Raw genomic sequence first — 19,147 nt, forward strand, 5'->3', positions numbered from 1 at the left:
TCACACCCCTTCGGGAGACCGCTCGCTGACCGCCGGAACCGGCTCCGCATCCTCCACCCGCTTGGTCGCGCGCCGCACGAACAACGCCGCGATCAAGCTCAGCAGCGCACCGAACATCAGGAACAGCGCGGGCGCACGGTTGTCCCCGGTGGCTTGCACGAGCGTCTGGCTGACGTACAGCGCCGGACCGCCCAGCAACGTCGCCGCCAACGCGAACCCGACCGCGAACACGGTGGCGCGCACCCGGGCGGGAAGAACCTCCACATAGGACGCCGGAGCCACCGCCGTGTACAGCGCGGGCAGGACTCCGAGCAGGACCGTCATCCCGATGGCCGCGCCCAGGCTTTTCGCCGAGGAGAGCCCGATGAACAGCGGGTAGGCCAGCACGAAGGTGCCCGCGGACAGCCCGAGCAGCATCGGCCACCGACCCCAGCGATCCGACAGCGGTCCGCCCAGCGCGACCAGCACGACCGCCACCGCGATGCTGATCACCGTCGCCAAAGTGGCTTGCGACTGCGAGAACCCGAGCCGGATCAGGTAGGTCTGTGCGTAGGTGAAGGCGACGTAGTAGCCGACCTGCTGGAACGCGGCGATGCCGAAGATCAGCACGATCAGCCGCCAGTGCGCGGTGAACGACTCCTTGACCGGCGAGGCGGGCACCTGCGTGCGGTGCTCCAGCGCCCGGAACTCGGGGGATTCGTCGAGCTGGGAGCGGATGTAGAGCCCGACCAGGCCGAGCGGGAGGGCCAGCAGGAACGGGATCCGCCAGCCCCAGCTCGCCATCGCGGCGGGCGTCAGCAGGGTGCTCAGCAACAGCACCGCGCCCGCGGCCAGCAGCAGGCTCGCCACGCTCCCGATCTGCACGCGGCTGGTCATCGCGCCGCGCTTGCCGCGCGGGGTGAACTCGGCCGCGTAAGTCATCGCCGTGCCGTACTCGCCGCCCGCCGCGAGGCCCTGCAGCAACCGGAACAGCACCAGGAGAATCGGCGCCCAGACGCCGATCGACGCCACCGGCGGCAGCACGCCGATCGCCGCCGTGCTGCCCGCCATCAGCGCGACCGTGGCGACCAGCGCGGGTTTGCGCCCGATCCGGTCCGCGATCGAGCCGAACAGCAGCGACCCCAGCGGCCGCACCACGAAGGCGACGCCGAACACCGCGAAGGCGGACAGCAACGCGACCCCCGGCTGTTGCGCGGGGAAGAACAGTTTCGAAAGCACGACCGTCAGAAAGCCGTAGACCGCGTAATCGTAGGTCTCGACGGTGTTGCCGATGGCGGACGCGAAAACCACGCGCCGCATCAGCGCCGGAGACGGAGCGGCGACGCCAGGACTGGAGGACATAGGGGACGCTCCCGAGTCGTCGTTGACAGGTGGGCGAAGACCGGCGTCTTCCCTGTCGACGCCTCGACACCAGGCGGGCAGGCCGCACAGGGTTGCGGCCGTCCTCGCCTGACCTGCGCGTTCACTGGCGGCGCAGGTGTCCCCGGAAGAATAAGGACGACACTGTGTCGAGTCAAGCGTCAAGCTGTTGATCTAGTCCTGCTCCAGCCCCAGCGCGTCGACCCACAGCCCGGTCACCACGTCGAGCAGCTGTGCCCGCTCGATGACGAACACCTTCTGCACGATCGCGCGGAAACACACCTGGTCGAGCTGCACCATCAGCAGCTCGACCCGCAGCCGCCGCTCCTCGCGCCGCGCCTGCGGGAACTGGACGAGGTACTCCTCGAGCCCGCCGGCCAGCTGGTCGATCTGGTCCTTCCACCGGGCCGCGACCTCGAGATCGCTGGCCATCGCCTCGTGGATCGCGGGCAGCAGCGCCGCCTGGCTCTCCCACCAGGACAGCGCCCCGTCGAGCCAGGCGCGCACGCTCGCCGCCCTGCCCTCGGCGAGCGCCCGCCCGAGCAGCGACCAGTACTGCGCGCTCTGGTCCTCGCGGACCGCGCGGTAGACCTCGGTGAACACCTCAGCCTTGTTGGTGAAGTGCAGGTAGAACGTCGCCCGGTTGACCTTCGCCGCCTTCGCGATGTCGCCGATCGAGGCCTGTCCGTAGCCCCGTTCCTCGAACACCTGCCGCGCCGCGGTGATGATCCGCTGCCGCGTCATCCTCCGCTGCTCCTCGCGCACCGGAAGCAGCTCCGTCGATTCATTCGACACGTTGTCGCCCACGCGCAGATGGTAACGCCGGGGTCTCCCCTAGCCCTCACCCGACACGGGACGCCGCCTTGCCGGTGAACCGGAACTCGATCGCGACCGGAATGTCCTTCAGCTCCAACGCTTCCTCGAGCCGCGGCAGGCTTTCTCCGGTGATGCGGCCGCGGATCTCGCCCAGATCCGCGTCGCGCTCGCACGTGAGGATCAGCGCCAGCGACGGCGTCTCCCGGGTTCCGGCGAGCGACGCGCTCGCCTTGTGCACTCCGGGATGCCCGCGCAGTTCCTCGACGAACGGGGCCACCGCGGCGTCCGCGCGCAGTTCGGTGCGTCCGTAGGCGGGATCGGTTTCGAACCGCCACACTCCCGTGCGCGGCCGGTGCGCGAGCTGGGCCAGCAGCCAGCGCAGCGCGAGCAGCCCCGCCACGACGGCCGCCGCGGCGATCGCGTAGAACACCCAGGCGGGCGGCTCCGCGGTGCCCGGCACGAGCGGCGCCTCGGGATCGATGAGCCTGAGCACGCGGAAGTGCGTAGCCAGACCGAATCCGCCCGCGGCGAGCAGCACCAGGCCGATCACCGCGAGCAGGAAGCGATTGAGCGTGGCCGGACGGTTCATGAGGCCTCCCTCGTCGCACGGACTCGCACCGACACGGCGGGCCGCCGGGCCGGCGAGATGTGGTCGAGCCGGGATTCGACGGCCGCGCGGACCGCGTCGGACAGGCCGTCCGGCCGGGTGCGGGCGGTCTTCACCCGCACCTTGACCTTGCGCGAACCGGTCGAGAGCCGGGCTTGCTCGACTCCGTCCACGTCCGCGGCTGCTGCGCGCAACGCGGACCGGTAGCCCGTGGTGTCGGCCCCGGAATCCGGGTCTCCCGTCAGCGGGAGGATCCGGCGTTTGCCCGGCAGGAGCGCCGCCCACAGCAGCACCAGCCCGGCCAGGGCCACTGCGGCTGAGATCAGCGCCGGGACGAGGTCGGTCCAGTGCGCGTTGTGGACCGCGGTCGCGACCGAGCGATAGTCCAGCCACGGCTGATTCCCGGTCAGCCGCTGGATCGCCGCGACAGCGACCAGGACGCACACCGCCAGCAGCACCGCGGCGGTCAGGCTCGCCGGAAGAGACCGGCGGGTTCGGCGTTTCACTCCACCCTCCTCTGTCCGGCGGCCTCGGTGTGCAAGGCCGTCACCGTGATGCCGACGCGGCGGACCGGCATCCCGGTCAGTTCCTCGACCCGCCCGCGCAGATGGCCGCGCACCCGCTCGGTGGTCGCCCCGACCGGAGCCGGGTATTCCAGCGAGATCCGCACGTCCAGCTCCACCTCGCCGCCCGCGATCCGCGCGGACGTCTTCGCCGACCGGTCCAGCGCCTCACCGCCGAGGCTGATGCCGAGCGTCCGCCCGGCGGCCCCGCCCACCCGGTCGATCTCGCCCGCCGCGTGGGCGGCCAGCCGCTCGACGGTGTGCTCGCTGATCGTGAGGGTCCCCCGCTCCTCCGCTGCGACAGCCACGGCTCACCCCCGGTCGCGGCCGGTGAGCTGCGAGAGGTCGAGCTTGCCGTCGAGCAGGCGGCCGACGAGCAGTCCCGCCGCGCCCAGCACGAGGACCAGCAGGAACGCCCCGAACCCGCCGATCGCGGCGGCGAGGCCCAGCGCGAGGCCGGTGACCAGCCCCAATCCCGTTGCGTTCACGACACCGTCTCCTTCCGGTTTTCCGGCCCGGGTTCCCCCGCGGCCGGCACTTCGACGTCGGCGATCAGCACGTGCACCGGACGGCCGGGGGACGCGGCGGCCGCGCGCACCGCGGCCGCCACGTCGCCCGCCGAGAACGGGGCCCGGACCGTCACGCCGACGGTGACGTCCTCGTCGGTCACCCGGACTCCGCCCACCCGGCCGCCCGCCCCGAGCGTCGCGACCCGGCCGAACTCGCCGCCGTGCACGTCCGCCACCTCGGGCAGTTCGCGCACCGAGGCGGCGATCCGGCGGGCCTCCTCAAGCGGGTTCATCGGTCCGTCCGCTCACTGCACCCGGCCGCTGTCGCCGGACGCGTCCTCCTCGTCGTCCGACGGCAGGTGCAGGTCGCCGACGTTGATGTTGACCTCGACCACCTCCAGCCCGGTCATCCCCTCCACCGCGCTGATCACGTTCCGCCGGATCGAGCGCGCGACCTCCGCGATCGAGACGCCGTACTCGACCACGATCTGCAGGTCCACCGCGGCCTGCTTCTCCCCCACCTCGACCGAAACGCCCTGTCCGGCCGACGCCGTCGCGCCCGGGATCCGCTCGCGCAGCGCCGAAAACGCCCGCGCCGCGCCGCCGCCGAGGTCGTACACGCCGGGGATCTCCCGCGTCGCGAGCCCGGCGATCTTCTGCACCACCACGTCCGCGACGGTGGTCGTCCCCTGCGAACTGGTCAGCGGACCGGCGTTGACCTTCTCCACGTCCTGGGTCTTGGCCGCCGTGTCAGTCGTCGAAGCCATCGATTCTCCTCCAGTCGGTTCCCGTTGTTCAGTTCATCGGATCGACCCGGCCGCCACGCAAAACTCACTCCCCGAACGAGTGGCGACGATCACATCATCGGGTGAGTGACGATTCGGGATCCGCGCTGTCGTTCACTCTGACGCATTCCCGCGTTCGTTGTTCGGCAATGAAGGAGGGCACTCATGTCGATGGGCGACAAGATCGGCGCCAAGGCAGACGACTTCGGCGGCAAGGCCAAGGAGGCCGCCGGTTCGCTGACCGGCGACGAGAAGCTGGAGAACGAAGGCAAAGCCGACCAGGCGAAGGCCGGGATCAAGGAAGCCGCCGAAAACGTGAAGGACGCTCTCGGCGACGCGGCGGGCAAAGTCAAGAACGCGCTGAAGAAAGACTGACTTTCTCCTCGAGAACGCGGGATTCCGGCACGGAGCCGGGGTCCCGCGTTCGCTTTCCGGGGATCAGTGAGATTTTCTCGGCAGCTGCGGCGGGCGGCCCCGTTGCGGCGAGGCACTGCCGCCGGGCTGCGTGGCGGACCTCAACGCTGCAGCAGATTCGCCACCGCCGCGACGACCACGTCCGGTCGATCGAGCGGGACGTCGTGAGAACTGTGCTCAGCGGTGACCAGCGTCCGGTTCGGCGCGGCGTGCGCGAAGTCCTGCTGCGCCTGCCGCCACAACTGCGCGTCCTCGGGAGTCGGAAACGGCGTCTCGGCGGACACGATCACGGCCGCCGGAATGCCGGACGGCCAGGTCAGCTTGTGATACGCCGCGTGCACCGGCCCGTAGCCGTCGGCTTGGGCGAGCAACTGGCGCGTCTGCCGGGTGGACGGCGCCTTCTTGAGCTCTTCCACTTGTCTCTCGTTCAACGCCACTAATTTGGCGGTCTCAGCCGGGGTGAAGAACTGTGGCAGATTAGCGTCCACGAACACCGCGCCCGCAACCCAGCGCGGATGGCTCCGGGCGAAGGAAAAGGCGACTTCGCCCGCCAGCGAATGCGACACGAGAACGACGTTTCCCGTTACTCCCAGCTGCGTCAGCCCAGCCGCGAGATCGGCGGCGGCATTGTCCGCTCGCCACGGGCCGGGCGCCTCGTCGCTTTTGCCTTCCCCAGCCCGATCGTAGGCGATCACCTCGGACCCGGTCTTCGCCGCGAGTTCCGGGACGACCTTGCGCCATTCCGAGGAATCCATCCCACCGCCCGCGTCGAGCACAATCGCGGGCAACCGGCCCGGAGTCACGGAAAACGCCATCGTGCGGCCATTCACCGGCACCAAGTGCGGTCCGGCGGCCGGAGGATCAGCCGCATCAGCGCACGCAGCCGCTCCGCCGATCGCGACAACCGCCGCCACCAGGGCAGCTAGCCGCGCTTTTCCCTGCCGTACACCAGAATTCGTCACTGGATCCCCCTCCACTCGCCAAGAAGCAACCCCAGCGTCGCGAAGAATCCAGTCGAACGCGATACCGCTGGCTGCCCGAGCGCAGTAGGGGCAACCCCACCTCAGTCGCCGAGCGGAAGCGAGCGTTCTCCAGCCGCCGCGCGCCGTTCGGCCAGGTCTTTCTCCACTGTCGGGTAGATCCGCTCCAGCCGGTAAGCCCAGAACAGAATGATCAACAGCACGAACAACGCCATCGGCACATAAACGAACAACGCGTTGATCGCGGACAGCGCCGAATCCGGCTGCGTGCGGTTCAAACCGTTGTAGCCCGCCGCGCCCATGACCCAGCCGAGCACCGCCGCGCCCAGCCCGTAGCCGAGCTTCTGGCCCATGCTGCCCGCGCTGTAGAGCACGCCCTCCAGCCGGCGGCCGTTCTTCCACTCGCCGTACTCGATGGTGTCGGGCAGCATGCCCCAGATCGCGCCGAAGATCGGGATCCGCCCGATGCCGCGGAGAACCGAACCGGCGACCGCCAGGGTCATGTCCGTCGGGTCGATCGCGATGACCAGGGAACCCGCCACGAAGATCGCCGCGCCGACGATCATCGGCGCGACCTTGCCGAACCGCTGGTAGACCGGCTGCATGAACAGCATCCCGAGCAGCGCCGGGATGTAGAGCAGGAACGACATCAGCGCGGCGAACCCGGCGTTGCCCAGGAAGTACTGGGCGAAGTAGGCCGTCGCCCCGGTGTAAAGCGATTCCGCGACGCTGAACACGATGAAGATCGCGAACAGCAGCAGCCAGTAACGGTTCCGGCCCGCGAGCTTCAGCGATTCGGCGATCCCCGGCTGGTCCTTCGGCGGCGCGGTGTCGACGAGACGTTCCCGCGTGTTGCGGAAGGTGATGAAGAACAGCACCGCCGCGACCGCGCCGAACAGGCAGAACGTGATGATCCACGCCCGCTGGTCGTCGCCGAGCGCGCTCACCAGCGGCAGGGTGAGGACGGTGACGACCAGCGAGCCGAGGGTGGCGCCGAACATCCGGGTGACGTTGAGCCGGGACCGTTCGGTGAAGTCTCGCGTCATCCGGGTGTTCAGCGTTCCGTACGGGATCACCGCCGCGCTGAGGGCGATGTTCATCAGCGCGTAGGTGATCGCGATGTACACCAGCGTCGGCGCCGGGTCCATGCCCGGCACGGTGAACACCAGGATCAGCGCGACGGCGAACGGCCCGGCGGCCCACAGCACCCACGGACGCGCCTTGCCCCAGCGGGTCGAGGTCCGGTCGACGATCGCGCCCATCCCGACGTCGACCACGCCGTCGAACAGCCGCGCGACGAGCACGATCGTGCCGACCGCCGACGCCGCGGCCCCGATCACGTTGGTGTAGAAGAAAACCACGTAGGTGGCCAGCGCGCCCCAGGCGATGTTCGTGGCCAGGTCACCGCCTCCGAAGGAGAGGCGTTCCTTCCGGCTCACCGTGGCGAATTCTTCGCTTCGTGCGCTCATCGTCGAGCGTCCCTTCGGATCGGGGTGGGGAGATCAGTGCTGGGTCGCGGCCAGCAGTTCGTCGGCGAGCGCGGCCAGGTCGAGGTCGTTCGCGCGCTCCACCTCGGCGACGGCGGCCGGGTCGATCGCCTCGATGCCCCGGTACGCGCCGGCGATCGCGGCCGCCATGCAGCCGATGGTGTCGCTGTCCCCGCCCGCGTTGGCCGCGAGCCGCGCGACGCGCACCGGATCCCCGCCGGCGGCAACGAAGAACCCGAGCGCCGCCGGCACCGCTTCCGCGGCGGGCAGGCCGACGCCGATTTCTCCGGCGATCAGGTCGATAGCGTGCTCGTCGTCGCGTGCCGTGATGGCCAGCGCGACCGCGCGTTCGATCCGCCGCTCGACCGACGCGCCCGGCACGTCCCGGCCCTCGGTCCGGCCGAGTTCGGCGCCCGCTCGCGCGCCGTCGACGGCCGCGCGGACGATGTCGACGATCTCCGCGCCGGGAGTGCACGCCCGCGCGACGGCGGCGGCGATGGCCGCGGCGCCCGCGACGCCGGGCGGCGTGTTGTGGCTGGGCACGCAAGTGGTGAACGCGGTGCGGACGGCCGCCTCCGGGTCGCCGTGGTGGAACAGCCCGACCGGCCCGACCCGCATCGCGGCCCCGTTGCTGGCGCCCTGGGTCATGATCGTCCCGGTCCGGCCGACCTCGCGCGGGTCCTCGCCGCGTTCCAGCCGGGCGATCGCCTCGCGGGTGGTCGGGCCGGCGAAGTGCGGGAAGTAGTTCTCGTTCTTCGACCACTCGATCAGCAACCGCGCCATGTCGTCGGGACTCAGCGCGGCTCCGGTGCGGGCGAGCAGCCGGGTCAGCAGGATCATCTGGCTGGAGTCGTCGGTGATCTGCGCGGCGGCGCGTCCCTTGGCGTAGGGCGCACCCGGGAGCGGGGCGTGGAACTCGGTGACGTAACCGCCGAACGCGGCGCGGATCTGGTCCCGGCTCAGTTCCTCGGTCGGCGCGCCGAGCGCGTCGGCCAGGCAGGCCGCGGCGAGACTGCCGTGGATCTGGGAACGCAGCACAGAATTCAACTCGGTTACCTCTCAGTCGTGATCGTGATCAAGTCGTCTGGCCACCCGCCGCGCTGCGAGCCGGACAGATAGGTGCGGCCGCCGACAGCGGTCACGCACCGGGTCGCCTGGGCCACCGCCCGGCGAAGGCTTTCGGACACTCCGGCCCCGGCCAGCAACGCGCCCAGGAACGCCCCGGCCAGCGCGTCACCGGCCCCGGTCGTGTCGACGGCAGTCACCTCGCCGGTCAACCGCGCGCGATGCACGACCCCGTCGCGGTCCACAGTGGACGCTCCGTGCGCGCCTTCGCTGAGGACAACGAGTTCCGCGCCGAGCCGGATCACCCGCTGGGCCGCTTCCCGCGGGGTGGCAGCGAGTTTGGCCGCCGCAGCGGCGTTGAGGAAGACGATGTCGCTGAGCCCGAGCAGTCGCGCGAACTCCGGCTGGCCGGGTTCGAACGCGTCCGGTTCGAGATCGACGGCGACCCGCGCCCCGCGCTCCCGGCCGAGTTCGGCGACGGCGGCCGCCCACTCAAGATCGTCGGCCAGCGGGGCCACGATGTCCGCCCCCGCCAGGACCGACGCGTCGATCTCCTCGATCGCCGGAATCTTGATCCCGGTGTCCGCGCCGGTCAGCGCCTTCTCGCCGCTCGCGTCGAGCTGGACGAAACACATCCAGGTCGGATGCTCGAGGTCGCGCAGCGAATGCTCGAGCGACACCCCGAGCCTGCTGAGTTCGGCCAGCGCAGCGTCAGTGTCCGGTCCCGCTCCGGTCTTCGTGATCAGGTCGACCGCGATGCCGTGCTGCGCGGCCGCGGCGGCGAGGTTGGCGCTCATCCCGCCGCCGTAGACGCCGGACAGGGAGCCGATGGCCTTGTTGTCGTTGCCCGCGATGTGCGGGACCTGGACGAAGTAGTCGATGCTCGCGTCCCCCACGACGACGAGCCGCGGCCCGGCGCTCATCGCTCGCTTCTGAGGTCGATGTCGAGGTGGTAGCGATCGCCGCGCAGGATGTAGCGGGTGAACTCCACCGGCCGCTGATCAGCGCCGAACGACGTGCGCTCGCGCAGCATCGCCGCGACCCCGGGCTCGACCTGGAGCCGTTCGGCCTCCGCCGCGGAGAGATTGACGGCGCTGACCCGCTCCCGCGCATGCGTGGGCTGCGCGTCGCGGCCGGAGAGGAACGCGTACAGCGAATCCCCGGTGAACTCGGCGAAGTCGATCCCGGGCTGGGGCGCAAGATAATGGTCGAGGAAGACGAACGGATCGTCGCCGATCCAGTACCGCCGCTCGATGTGGCTCACCGTGTCACCGGGTTCGAGGTCGAGCGCCTTGGCAACCGCTTCGGCGGCGGGTTCTTCGGCGTTATTGAGCAACTCGGGCCGGATCGCGAAACCGCGCTGCCGCAGCTCGCGCCCCAGACCGAGCATCGGACTCATCGCCCGAATCTCGTTCGACGCGACGATGCTGCCGCGACCATGGAAGCGCTCGACGAGCCCGAGCCGCTGCAACTCCTGGAAAGCACGCCGGACGGACGTCTGGGACACCCCGTACTGCGCCCGCAACTGACTCTCCGACGGCAGCCAGTCCCCCGGCTTCAGCCTGCCGCTGAGGATGTCGCGCTGGATCTCGCTCTGAATCGTGCGATAAAGCGGCGCACGGCTGGGTCGACCGGTCATACAACTTAGTGTACTAAGTGTGTCAACTGGCTCGCCGAGGCTTCCGGGAGCACTTTTCGACGACGAGCCGAACCGGTCGCGTAACAGGCTTCCGGCTCCCGCCGACTCGATGGGCACCAGTCGGATCGGTCGGGCACCCAGCGAACGACCAGTCCGCGCTGGGACGGCCGTGGAGGTTGAACCGCGATGACGCAGCGAAAACGACCTGGCAAGCGCGTGCTCCTCGCCGCACTCTGCGCATTCGCCGGTGCCGCGTGCGCAGGCCCCCAATCAGCGAGTCCGCCCGGCACGCCGTCCTCATCGGCCGCGGCTTCCAGTACTCCCTCGCCCGCCAGCCCGTCGCCGTCGACCCCGACCGCTGCCCCCAGCGCCGCGGAAGCACCGGCGACAACCACGCCGTACGCATCGCTTCCGGCTGGCTATCCCAAAGTCGTGCAGGTCTCGTCATTGCCCAGCCAGGTGCGCAATTGGTTCCAAATGCAGGGCACCACCCGAGCCGTCCAGCTCGCCCCGGGAGTGTGGACCGCGCTCCAGGACGGCGCGACCGTCGAAGATGCCGTAAACACAGACGTACTCGACGGCTTCTGCAGCTCGATCAAGGCTTTCGAACGCGTCTACCGAAGCGGCCGCATCCATTCCGGCGCCTGCTGGTGAGCCCGCGGTCCCCCGCACAGGACGCCCCATCAGGATCCGGGCGAGAATTTCCCTTGCACATCGCCCCGTCCCCCCTCCAACGTCCACTTCGGAACACCCCCGCTCCGGTATAGTCGGGCCAATGCGAACCCCTCCCTCCCCCGATTCCGGCGCTGCGCCCGATCCCGCGCAGCTGCTCGGGGCAAGGGTGCGCGAGCTGCGGCGCGGCCGAGGGCTCACCCTGAAGCAGGTCGGCGAGGTTTCCCGTCTCTCGCACGCTTTTCTCAGCCAGTTCGAGCGCGGGCTGGCCGCCGCGAGCGTCAGCACGTTGCAGCGGATCGCGGTCGCGCTGGACACCACGGTGTCGGCACTCCTCGCGGGTCCCGCCGAGCAGGGCGTGGGATTGCTGCGCGCCGACGAGGGAATGGTGATGCCGGGGGCCGAAATCCCGACCGGGTCCACGGCGCGGGCGTTGTCCAGGGCGGGGTTTCCGGTGCAGCCCATCGAATACACCGGCGGGCCGGCGGAGTTCGGCGAGTATTTCGAGCACGTCGGGCAGGAGATGCTCTACGTCGTCACCGGGCGGATCGAGCTGGATTTCGCCGACGGGCGCCGCGAGCAGCTGGGCGAGGCCGACGTGGCCACCTATCCCGGGTCGCGGCCGCATCGCTGGCGCAGGCTGGGCGACGAACCGGTCCGGGTCCTGCTGATCAACGCCGGGGAATGACCGCGCGGCCGGGAGAAGCCGCGCGGTCCGGAAAAACCAGGCTCAGCGCAGCAGCGGCACGACCTGCTCGCTGAAGCGCCGCATCTGCTCGGCGGCCATGTCGTAGGTGTGCCCGGGGAAATGCGGGAACACCACGAGCTGTTCGAGGCCGAGCGTGTCCTTGTGGTGCTGCACGATTTCCGCGACCTCTTCCGGCGTGCCGACCGCCCAGCACTTCTGCCGCGTGGACTGCTCCAGCGTCGGCACCAGCCCGGCCGGGGCCCGGTTGCCGTCGTCGCCGCGGTAGCCGCTGCTCCAGCCGAACGGGGCAAGCAGGTTCCAGAACTCGTCGTGCCCGATCCGCCCGGTGCGCCAAGCCTCCTCGTGGGTGTCGGCGATGTGCACCGGCAGCACCAGAATGCGGTTCTGCCCCGGGGCCAGCCGGGTGCCGTGGCGCTGTTCGTACAGTTCCGCGTAACGCTCCCACTGCTCGCGGATGTATCCGTGGTACTGGTTCCACCACACACATCCATGGCCGACCTCGGCCGCATAGTCCAAAGTGGGCGGACTGGTGACCGCCTGCCAGATCTCGACGGGATGCAGCGGACCCGGCACCAGCGTCAGCGTGTCCGCCTCGTGGTCCGGGTCGCGGTTGTCCGGCGGCGGCAGTTCGAAGAACTTCCCGTTGTACGAGAAGGTTTCCTGGCTCAACGCCGTGCGCACGATGTCCATGTACTCCGCGAACACCTCGCGGTTGTGCGCGTCGATGACCTTGCGTTCCTCGCTGGACGTCATCACGCCGATGTCCGCCTGATGCGCGGTGAGGCTGCGCAATTCGCGCGACACCGTGCCCCGGCCGACGCCTAGCACCGCCCGCCCGCCGGAGAGGTTGAGCAGGCTGCTGAAATCCTCGGCCAGCCGCAGCGGATTCCACTGCGGGACGATGCTGAACATCGACCCCAGCCGGATCCGCGACGTCCGCGCGGCCAGATGCGCTTCGAGCAGCATCGCGTTGGGCACGACCTCGTAGCCCTCGTGCTGGAAATGGTGCTCGGCCAGCCAATAGCTGTCGTATCCCAGCTCCTCGGCCAGCTCGCCCATCCCGACCAGCCGCTCGTGCGCGTGCCACACCTGCTCGCGGGTGGCGCGGCGGCGCGCGGCGGGCACCGGGTTCCCGGCCAGCACGTCCGGCATCTCGACCGAGCCGAAGAAAAACACTCCGTGCCGCACAGCGCCTCCATCCCGCCCGGGCTCGGCCGGGTCGTCCGCAACAATGTAAGTAATATCAACACTGTGCGGCGCGACCTGCGGAGTGTCAAGCCCCAAGCAGCCTCTTGACATCTCGGGAAGCCGCAGCGCAGGCTGTGGCATCCGTGTTACCTATATCAACACTTCCGCCGCAGGGGGCTCTTCCGCTGGAGGACAGATGGTCAAAGACGCCCAGGCAGTCCGCCCACCCGCCGTGTCCGTCGAGCACCACGGCATCGAAAGGATTCCCGACGACCAGCGCCACGGTTCGCCGCGCTCCGCCTTTTCCCTGTGGTTCGCGGGAAATCTGCAGTACTCGGCGCTCGCGGTCGGCGCCATTCCCACCGCGTTCCTCGGCCTCGGGTTCGGCGAAGCCGTCCTCTCGCTGGCCATCGGCATCCTGATCGGCAGCGTGCTGCTGGGCTTCGCCGCCTCGATGGGGCCGCGCGCCGGCGTGCCGCAGATGATCCAGTCGCGGATTCCGTTCGGCTACTACGGCAATTTCCTGCCGGTGCTGCTCCTGTGCCTGACCGGTCTCGGCTACTTCGCGGTCAACACCGTGCTCGGCGCCTACATCGTCCGCGAACTGTTCGGGCTGCCGTTCCTGGTTTCGCTCGTCGCGGTGGCGGCGGTGCAGATCGTCATCGCGATCGTCGGGCACGATCTGGTGCACCAGGCCGAACGCTTCCTCGCGATCGTCGCGTCCGTGCTCTTCGTGATCCTCACCTGGTACGGCCTGGCGAAAGGCGATCTCGCCGCGTCCGGCGACGTCCTGCACCGCGGCGCGGGCGGGGTCGCCGGAGGCATGCTGACCACCGTCGCGCTCGCTTCGACCCGGACGTTCGGCTGGTCGATCGGCGGCTCGGACTACACGCGTTACCTGCCGCGCGACACGTCCCGGCGGCGCGTGCTGCTCGCGGCGTTCTCCGGCGCGTCGCTGGCCGGGCTGTGGATGGCGGTCGTCGGAGCGGCAATCGGCACCGTGATCACTGTGGACAGTCCGACCGACCTGGTGGCGAAGCTGATCCCGGCCGGCCTCGCCGCCGTGATCCTGGTGGCGCTGCTCGCGGCTTCGATCTCCGGCAGCGTCCTGGACATCTACACCGCTTCGCTCGGCCTGCTGATGGTCGGCGCGAAGGTGCGCCGCTGGGTCTCCGCGATCATCATCGGCGTGCTGGGCACCGCGGTCGGTTTCATCGCCGGGCACAACGCCGGATCCGTCTTCGGCACCTTCCAGAATTTCCTGTTCCTGATGGGTTACTGGATCGGCCCCTGGCTCGGGATCGTCGTCGTGGACGCAGCGGTCTTCGGCCGCCAGGAGATCGATCCGCAACGGTATTTCGACCGCACCCGGCGGTTCCGCCCCGGCCTGGCGGCGTTCGTGATCGCCATCGCGGTCTCCGTGCCGTTCATGGACCAAAGCCTTTACACCGGCGTTTTCGCGGCCCGCTTCCCGCAGTTCGGCGACCTCACCCCGTGGGTCGCGGGCGCGGTCGCCGCCGTGGCCTACTACCTCATCCGACGCTACCGGAAGGCCGACGAGTGACGAAACAAGCGCTTGGCCCCCTGAAATACGGCACCACGGTCATGCCCTGGGGCAGAGGAGCCGCGGCGGGCGGCTTCGTCTTCCTCAGCGGAATCGACGGCGTCACCGACGAGCACGGCCGGCCCGCCCACGGCGTCGCCGCGCAGGCTCTGGTCACGCTCAACCGGGTGCACCGGCTGCTCGCCGACGCGGGCGCGGAGTTCGAGGACATCGTGCAGTTCGACCAGTTCCTCGCCGATCCCGCCGACCGCGCGGAGTACATGCGGGTGCGCGACGAATGGCTGGCCGAGCACGCGCCGAAGCTGCTGTCCGAGCGTTCGTACGCGTCGCTGCTGATCTATCCCCCGCTGACCACCCCCGAGATGCGGGTGGAAATCCGGGTCGTCGCCTATCTGGGTGCTTGAAGGAGATTCCCTATGGCTTCACGGTTTTTCGCCGAACTTCGGGCGTCGCAGGTCGAGTCCGCCTGCGGCCCGTCCTCGGTCGCGGTGCTGCCCGTCGGCGCCATCGAACAGCACGGCCCGCACCTCCCGCTGGCCACCGACGCGCTCGTCGCCGAAGCGGTGTCGAAGGAAGTCGTTGCCACGCACGACGAAGACCTCTGGCTGCTGCCGACGCTCAGCTACGGCCGCTCCGTCGAACACACCTGGGCGGCGGGCACCCTGTCCCTGTCCACCGCGACCTTCGCCGCGGTGCTCGACGACATCGGACGTTCAGTCGCCGCCGCGGGCATCCGCCGGATCGTCCTCGTGAACGGCCACGGCGGGAACGTGTCCGAAATCCAAACCGCGCTGCGCGATCTGCGTTTGGCCTACGGCCTGCTGACTTTCAGTGTCAACGTCTTCCTCCCCGAGGAGCACGACCCGGCTTGGGCCGCGAGCGAAACCGGTCTCGGAATCCACGGCGGGGCCGCGGAAACGTCCCTGATGCTGCATCTGCGCCCCGACCTGGTCGACCTGTCCGCGGCGGAACGGCGGATCCCCGCGCAGATGGCCGACAACGTCCACGCCCGCTTCGGCGGCAGCGTCGCTTTCGGCTGGCTGGCCAACGATTTCGGTCCCGAGGGCTACCTCGGCGACCCGACCCTGGCCAGCGCCGAAGCGGGCGCGAGCGGGTTCAAGTCGATGGTCGCCACCTTGGGCGACCAGCTCGCGGAAGTCGCCCGCTTCGATTTCCCCGACTCTGCCCGATGACTCAGCCCCTCTCGCCGCAGGAAGCCGGTTCGCCATGCATACACCCCTGATCGTCGGCATCGGCGGCACTGTCCGCCCCGACTCCTCCTCCGAACGAGCCCTCCGCACAGTGCTCGACAACGTGCGGGCACACGGGGCCCGCACCGAACTGTTCACCGCGCGCGAGCTCGATTTCGCCATGTACGAACCGGATCTCGCACACCGCTCCCCGTCCGCGACCGCGTTCCTCGACGCCGTCCGCCGCGCCGACGGCGTGCTGATCTCGACGCCCGGATACCACGGCGGATTGTCCGGCCTGCTCAAGAACGCGCTGGACTACCTCCAGGACCTCGCTGACGACGACCGCCCCTACCTGCACGGACGCGCCGTCGGCTGCATCGTCAGCGCGTACGGGCCGCAAGCCGGGGTCACGACGTTGACGTCGCTGCGCTCGACCGTGCACGCCCTGCGCGGCTGGCCGACCCCGCTCGGCGTCGTGGTCGACTCGACGACCCAGCCGTTCGCCGCCGACGGCCGCGTCACCGACCGGAAACTCGCCGCCCAGCTCGCGACCGTCGCCGAGCAGGTGGCCCGGTTCGCGACCGCAGAGATCCGGACGGTCGCATGACGCTCTCGCTCGACGCACGCCCCCTCGACGCCGCCCTCGACGCGCTCTCGGCCGGACAGCCGATCGTGCTCACCACCCCCGGCGACGCGGCCCTCGTCCTGCCCGCGGCGGAGGCCTCCACGGCGGCGCTGGCGTTCGCCATCCGGCACTCGTCCGGACTGGTCGGCGTCGCACTGCCCGGCGACCGGTGCGACGCACTCGAACTGCCGCCGATGCGACCGACCTTCCACCACGACGGCGGCCCTGGCTGGTGCGTCGCGGTCGACGCCGCGACGGGCGTCACCACCGGGATTTCCGCCGCGGACCGGGCCGAGACGATCCGCCGCCTCGCCGACCGCACCACCCGGCCGGACGACCTCAACCGACCCGGGCACGTGCTGCCGTGCGCCATCCGCTCGCACGGAGTTTTCGGGATCCCCGAGGCGGGGGTGGAACTGTGCCAGCGGGCCGGACTGCCCGCTGCAGCCGCTTTTGCCGCGCTGGTCAGTCCGGAAGATCCGACGCGGATGGCTGGGGCGGATGAGGCAGTTGTCTTCGCCGCCACGCACGGGTTGGCGGTGCTCGATTCGGCCGATGTTCTCGGGAATGGCTCGGGCGATCTCCGATACGGATGAAGGCCCTCTCCGGACGGGGGTATCGCGACGGGCTGCACGGTTGAGCGAGTTCGGCACCGCGCTGCTAGGGCCGCTGTGCAGTCCGTCCGGGGCCTGGCCGCGCTCCCGTCGGTATTGCCGACGCCACGAATCCCGGCCCGGGCCGCCGTGCGTCCTTTGTGGACCGAATCCGAACCGGATTCGCCTTGACAGAAGCGTTCTCGCCAGCATTCCGCGGCGATCGTCGCGGAGGTCCGGTGAGCGACACCCGACCTGATGACCGGGGTCGCCTGTCCGGCTGGCGGGGTCCCCCGGGTCCGGTCGCCGTGGGTCATCGGCGGCGGACACGACCGGGTCGATCTTGCTCCGGACCCTGGTCGCGCGAGCGGGCACTACCTTAAATTCAAGCGAGCCAGAGTCTTCGAAACGCACTCGCGGAGGTAGAGGATGCCTGCTCCGAACGACGAGAAACCCGACCGGCAAGGTTCCGGCAAGGACCGGCGGGACTTCCTGAAGGGGGCCGCCGCGGCCGCGCTGGGGGTGGGCGGGGTCGCGGCCGGCGGCTTGCTGGGCGGGCAGCAGGCCCAGGCCTCCCCGCAGCAGACCGGCCTGCCGCCGATCGGGGCGGAGATCCCGTGCAGCTGCCTGGCGATCAACACGCCGCTGCAGATCCGGACAGCCCTGGTCAGCGTCGATTTCCGCGGCGGGATCAAGGTGCGGGTCGACGTGAACCCGGACGACCCGGTCAACTCGGTGCGACTGCGGGTCGTCGGCCACCGCGTGACGGCCGAACTCCCCGGCGGCGACAGCGCGGAGCAGGGCGGCGGCACGATCACGATCGAGCAGAACGACGTCGACGTGGACGCCAAGAGCCTGCTCAAGCTCACGCAGAAGTTCCCGCCGCGCTACGAGCAGGTCATGGTGCTGAGCTTCACCATGACGATCGACCAGCCAGACGACCTCCTGCGCCGGGCGGGCATCCGGTCCCGGAAGGCGTACGAGCCGCTGGTACTGACCACGAAGGAACCGGGGATGCTCGTCGGCCAGCTGACCCAGTTCCCGCCGCGCGGAGACCTGTACCAGCTGCAGAACCCGATCGACCTGGTGCTCCCGGACGACCCGGACACGACGATCGCGTCGATCCAGAAATTCCCGGTGAAGGTGGGCGGCCTCTGAGGCCCCTCGGGATATCCGGCTCGCGGCCCGGTTCGCCCTTGCGAGGGCGGGCCGGGCCGCTTCGCGAGTTCTGGGACGGCGGGGCGGCGGCAGCGCGCTGGCCCTGCAAGGCAGGCCGGGCCGCCTCACAAGTTCCGGGGCGACGGCAGCACCGTTGCCCTGCAAAGCGGGCCGGGCAGCCTCGCAGGGACAGCGGCAACCGCGGCGCGCATGCCTACAGAACGCGCCAGGCCACCCAGCAAGTACTGGAGCGGCGCGCTAGCCCTGCACGGCAGGCCGGGCCACCTCGCGAACTCTGCAGCGACCGGGCGACGACAGCGCCCTTGCCCCGCACAGCGGGCCGGGCCGCCAGTCCTGGGACAGCGGGCAACGGTGGCGCGCTTTCCCTGCAGCGGCCGGGCCGCTTCGCGAGTTCGGGGCGGCGGCACGCTTGCCGTGCGGGCCGTTCTCATGGGCGGCGATTCCGGTGAGAACCGACATTGCCGCTCACCAGCCACCTGCTCGCCGGTCATCCCGTCGGCGAGTTCGCCGCCCAGATCACCCGTCCGCGCGCGCAGCGGGTCGCGCCATCAGCCCCAGCACCGTCGAGCAGCGGACTACCGCGTCTGGGTCGCCGGAGAACGTCAGTTTTCCCGTCGCCAGCGCCTCGAACGGGCCGAGTGCTCCGGCGCCGATGCGGACGAATGTTGTCGCGTCGGTGCGGATGCTCAGTACCGGGGTTTCGGCGGGTCCGCGTGCCGTGGTGAGTGCGCCGTGGTCGACGGTCAGGTGGAAGGTTTCGTCGTCCACCTGGAATTCGTACGTTTCCGAGACCTCCGGAAGCCGGCTCGCGTCCGCCATCGACTGGACGGCCAGCAGTGCCCAATGTGGGCGGGTGACCATGTCCGCGCTCGGTTCGCCCAGCAGGCCGATGCCCCATTTCGACAGCGCCAGCACCGGTTCCCGCAGTCGTTCGCCCAGCGGGCCGAGCCGGTAGGCGTGTCCGGCGCCGGTTTCGGAGCGTTCGACGATTCCGGCGCCGCTCAGCTTCTTCAGCCGGTCCGCCAGGAGGTTGGTGCCGATGCCGGGCAGGTCCGCAAGCAGTTCGGTGTAGCGGCGCGGGCCGAGCAGCAGTTCGCGCACGATGAGCAGCGTCCAGCGTTCGCCGACGGTGTCGAGGGCGGCGGCGAGCCCGCAGTACTGACGGTACTGGCGTTCCCCTCGGGCGGTGGTCGTCACCAA

General features: G+C 70.1%; 23 protein-coding genes. 8 read left to right on the forward strand and 15 right to left on the reverse strand.

Annotated elements, in window-relative coordinates; translation table 11 throughout:
- The 8 genes from DMP23_RS44715 to DMP23_RS44750 all read right to left on the reverse strand — a co-directional run bounded on the left by DMP23_RS44715 (position 1) and on the right by DMP23_RS44750 (position 4,621).
- On the reverse strand, positions 1-1,341 hold the full coding sequence (locus DMP23_RS44715) for an MFS transporter (protein ID WP_337824847.1): 1,341 nt from the start codon (positions 1,339-1,341) through the stop codon (positions 1-3).
- A 192-nt stretch (positions 1,342-1,533) separates the two neighbouring features.
- Positions 1,534-2,166, reverse strand: a complete 633-nt coding sequence (locus tag DMP23_RS44720) for a TetR/AcrR family transcriptional regulator (protein ID WP_337824848.1) — start codon at positions 2,164-2,166, stop codon at positions 1,534-1,536.
- 34 nt (positions 2,167-2,200) lie between these two features.
- Entirely contained in the window at positions 2,201-2,764 is a 564-nt protein-coding gene (locus tag DMP23_RS44725; RefSeq protein ID WP_337824849.1) for an alkaline shock response membrane anchor protein AmaP, read from the reverse strand.
- Positions 2,761-3,288, reverse strand: a complete 528-nt coding sequence (locus DMP23_RS44730; RefSeq protein WP_337824850.1) for a DUF6286 domain-containing protein — start codon at positions 3,286-3,288, stop codon at positions 2,761-2,763. Before DMP23_RS44730 ends, DMP23_RS44725 begins: the two co-directional genes overlap by 4 nt.
- On the reverse strand, positions 3,285-3,653 hold the full coding sequence (locus tag DMP23_RS44735; protein ID WP_037812873.1) for an Asp23/Gls24 family envelope stress response protein: 369 nt from the start codon (positions 3,651-3,653) through the stop codon (positions 3,285-3,287). Before DMP23_RS44735 ends, DMP23_RS44730 begins: the two co-directional genes overlap by 4 nt.
- A 3-nt stretch (positions 3,654-3,656) precedes the next feature.
- On the reverse strand, positions 3,657-3,833 hold the full coding sequence (locus DMP23_RS44740; RefSeq protein WP_037812875.1) for a hypothetical protein: 177 nt from the start codon (positions 3,831-3,833) through the stop codon (positions 3,657-3,659).
- On the reverse strand, positions 3,830-4,147 hold the full coding sequence (locus tag DMP23_RS44745; protein ID WP_337824851.1) for a hypothetical protein: 318 nt from the start codon (positions 4,145-4,147) through the stop codon (positions 3,830-3,832). The genes DMP23_RS44740 and DMP23_RS44745 overlap by 4 nt, the downstream gene beginning before the upstream one ends.
- A gap of 12 nt (positions 4,148-4,159) precedes the next feature.
- Positions 4,160-4,621: an Asp23/Gls24 family envelope stress response protein gene (locus DMP23_RS44750; RefSeq protein ID WP_037812877.1), complete on the reverse strand. Its 462-nt coding sequence runs from the start codon at positions 4,619-4,621 to the stop codon at positions 4,160-4,162.
- Positions 4,622-4,804: 183 nt separating this feature from the next.
- On the opposite strand from DMP23_RS44750, the gene DMP23_RS44755 reads away from it, so the two are divergent.
- Positions 4,805-5,014, forward strand: a complete 210-nt coding sequence (locus tag DMP23_RS44755; protein WP_037812879.1) for a CsbD family protein — start codon at positions 4,805-4,807, stop codon at positions 5,012-5,014.
- Positions 5,015-5,154: 140 nt separating this feature from the next.
- Here DMP23_RS44755 and DMP23_RS44760 read toward each other — a convergent pair whose 3' ends face one another.
- From DMP23_RS44760 to DMP23_RS44780, 5 genes are all read right to left on the reverse strand, one after another.
- On the reverse strand, positions 5,155-5,868 hold the full coding sequence (locus tag DMP23_RS44760) for an alpha/beta fold hydrolase (protein ID WP_337824852.1): 714 nt from the start codon (positions 5,866-5,868) through the stop codon (positions 5,155-5,157).
- 248 nt (positions 5,869-6,116) lie between these two features.
- Positions 6,117-7,502 carry an MFS transporter gene (locus DMP23_RS44765; protein ID WP_337824853.1) on the reverse strand — a complete coding sequence of 462 codons (1,386 nt, stop codon included), beginning with the start codon at positions 7,500-7,502 and terminating at the stop codon, positions 6,117-6,119.
- Positions 7,503-7,535: 33 nt separating this feature from the next.
- Positions 7,536-8,558 (reverse strand): ADP-ribosylglycohydrolase family protein, encoded by a 1,023-nt coding sequence (locus DMP23_RS44770; protein ID WP_336159511.1) that lies wholly within the window; start codon positions 8,556-8,558, stop codon positions 7,536-7,538.
- A 14-nt stretch (positions 8,559-8,572) separates the two neighbouring features.
- On the reverse strand, positions 8,573-9,508 hold the full coding sequence (locus tag DMP23_RS44775; protein WP_337824854.1) for a carbohydrate kinase family protein: 936 nt from the start codon (positions 9,506-9,508) through the stop codon (positions 8,573-8,575).
- A complete protein-coding gene (locus tag DMP23_RS44780; RefSeq protein WP_337824855.1) occupies positions 9,505-10,341 on the reverse strand; it encodes a GntR family transcriptional regulator in 837 nt (278 codons plus the stop codon). Before DMP23_RS44780 ends, DMP23_RS44775 begins: the two co-directional genes overlap by 4 nt.
- 658 nt (positions 10,342-10,999) lie before the next feature.
- Here DMP23_RS44780 and DMP23_RS44785 point away from each other — a divergent pair.
- Positions 11,000-11,584: a helix-turn-helix domain-containing protein gene (locus tag DMP23_RS44785; RefSeq protein ID WP_051728933.1), complete on the forward strand. Its 585-nt coding sequence runs from the start codon at positions 11,000-11,002 to the stop codon at positions 11,582-11,584.
- A 42-nt stretch (positions 11,585-11,626) separates the two neighbouring features.
- On the opposite strand, the gene DMP23_RS44790 is transcribed toward DMP23_RS44785, so the two are convergent.
- On the reverse strand, positions 11,627-12,793 hold the full coding sequence (locus DMP23_RS44790; protein WP_037812887.1) for an LLM class flavin-dependent oxidoreductase: 1,167 nt from the start codon (positions 12,791-12,793) through the stop codon (positions 11,627-11,629).
- 196 nt (positions 12,794-12,989) lie between these two features.
- Between DMP23_RS44790 and DMP23_RS44795 the strand changes: the two genes are divergently transcribed.
- The 6 genes from DMP23_RS44795 to DMP23_RS44820 all read left to right on the forward strand — a co-directional run bounded on the left by DMP23_RS44795 (position 12,990) and on the right by DMP23_RS44820 (position 17,926).
- Positions 12,990-14,357 carry a purine-cytosine permease family protein gene (locus DMP23_RS44795; protein WP_337824856.1) on the forward strand — a complete coding sequence of 456 codons (1,368 nt, stop codon included), beginning with the start codon at positions 12,990-12,992 and terminating at the stop codon, positions 14,355-14,357.
- Positions 14,354-14,761, forward strand: a complete 408-nt coding sequence (locus tag DMP23_RS44800) for a RidA family protein (RefSeq protein WP_337824857.1) — start codon at positions 14,354-14,356, stop codon at positions 14,759-14,761. The genes DMP23_RS44795 and DMP23_RS44800 overlap by 4 nt, the downstream gene beginning before the upstream one ends.
- Positions 14,762-14,773: 12 nt before the next feature.
- Positions 14,774-15,550 (forward strand): creatininase family protein, encoded by a 777-nt coding sequence (locus DMP23_RS44805; protein ID WP_337824858.1) that lies wholly within the window; start codon positions 14,774-14,776, stop codon positions 15,548-15,550.
- Positions 15,551-15,584: 34 nt separating this feature from the next.
- Positions 15,585-16,157 (forward strand): NADPH-dependent FMN reductase, encoded by a 573-nt coding sequence (locus DMP23_RS44810; RefSeq protein ID WP_275292254.1) that lies wholly within the window; start codon positions 15,585-15,587, stop codon positions 16,155-16,157.
- Entirely contained in the window at positions 16,154-16,771 is a 618-nt protein-coding gene (locus DMP23_RS44815; RefSeq protein WP_337824859.1) for a 3,4-dihydroxy-2-butanone-4-phosphate synthase, read from the forward strand. Before DMP23_RS44810 ends, DMP23_RS44815 begins: the two co-directional genes overlap by 4 nt.
- 426 nt (positions 16,772-17,197) lie before the next feature.
- Positions 17,198-17,926 (forward strand): hypothetical protein, encoded by a 729-nt coding sequence (locus DMP23_RS44820; RefSeq protein WP_337824860.1) that lies wholly within the window; start codon positions 17,198-17,200, stop codon positions 17,924-17,926.
- Between the two features lie 537 nt (positions 17,927-18,463).
- Here DMP23_RS44820 and DMP23_RS44825 read toward each other — a convergent pair.
- Positions 18,464-19,144, reverse strand: coding sequence for a winged helix-turn-helix transcriptional regulator (locus DMP23_RS44825; protein WP_337824861.1), 681 nt, complete (start codon positions 19,142-19,144; stop codon positions 18,464-18,466).
- Positions 19,145-19,147: the final 3 nt, after the last annotated feature.

Source organism: Amycolatopsis sp. A1MSW2902, assembly GCF_017312175.1.
Lineage (GTDB): Bacteria > Actinomycetota > Actinomycetes > Mycobacteriales > Pseudonocardiaceae > Amycolatopsis > Amycolatopsis nivea.

What these genes read in the sequence shown, in the direction of transcription:
- DMP23_RS44715 (WP_337824847.1), bottom strand. Translation starts at nt 1,341, where the DNA reads ATGTCCTCCAGTCCTGGCGTCGCCGCTCCGTCTCCGGCGCTGATGCGG.
- DMP23_RS44725 (WP_337824849.1), bottom strand. Translation starts at nt 2,764, where the DNA reads ATGAACCGTCCGGCCACGCTCAATCGCTTCCTGCTCGCGGTGATCGGC.
- DMP23_RS44745 (WP_337824851.1), bottom strand. Translation starts at nt 4,147, where the DNA reads ATGAACCCGCTTGAGGAGGCCCGCCGGATCGCCGCCTCGGTGCGCGAA.
- DMP23_RS44750 (WP_037812877.1), bottom strand. Translation starts at nt 4,621, where the DNA reads ATGGCTTCGACGACTGACACGGCGGCCAAGACCCAGGACGTGGAGAAG.
- DMP23_RS44755 (WP_037812879.1), top strand. Translation starts at nt 4,805, where the DNA reads ATGTCGATGGGCGACAAGATCGGCGCCAAGGCAGACGACTTCGGCGGC.
- DMP23_RS44760 (WP_337824852.1), bottom strand. Translation starts at nt 5,868, where the DNA reads ATGGCGTTTTCCGTGACTCCGGGCCGGTTGCCCGCGATTGTGCTCGAC.
- DMP23_RS44765 (WP_337824853.1), bottom strand. Translation starts at nt 7,502, where the DNA reads ATGAGCGCACGAAGCGAAGAATTCGCCACGGTGAGCCGGAAGGAACGC.
- DMP23_RS44775 (WP_337824854.1), bottom strand. Translation starts at nt 9,508, where the DNA reads ATGAGCGCCGGGCCGCGGCTCGTCGTCGTGGGGGACGCGAGCATCGAC.
- DMP23_RS44785 (WP_051728933.1), top strand. Translation starts at nt 11,000, where the DNA reads ATGCGAACCCCTCCCTCCCCCGATTCCGGCGCTGCGCCCGATCCCGCG.
- DMP23_RS44795 (WP_337824856.1), top strand. Translation starts at nt 12,990, where the DNA reads ATGGTCAAAGACGCCCAGGCAGTCCGCCCACCCGCCGTGTCCGTCGAG.
- DMP23_RS44805 (WP_337824858.1), top strand. Translation starts at nt 14,774, where the DNA reads ATGGCTTCACGGTTTTTCGCCGAACTTCGGGCGTCGCAGGTCGAGTCC.
- DMP23_RS44810 (WP_275292254.1), top strand. Translation starts at nt 15,585, where the DNA reads ATGCATACACCCCTGATCGTCGGCATCGGCGGCACTGTCCGCCCCGAC.
- DMP23_RS44815 (WP_337824859.1), top strand. Translation starts at nt 16,154, where the DNA reads ATGACGCTCTCGCTCGACGCACGCCCCCTCGACGCCGCCCTCGACGCG.
- DMP23_RS44820 (WP_337824860.1), top strand. Translation starts at nt 17,198, where the DNA reads ATGCCTGCTCCGAACGACGAGAAACCCGACCGGCAAGGTTCCGGCAAG.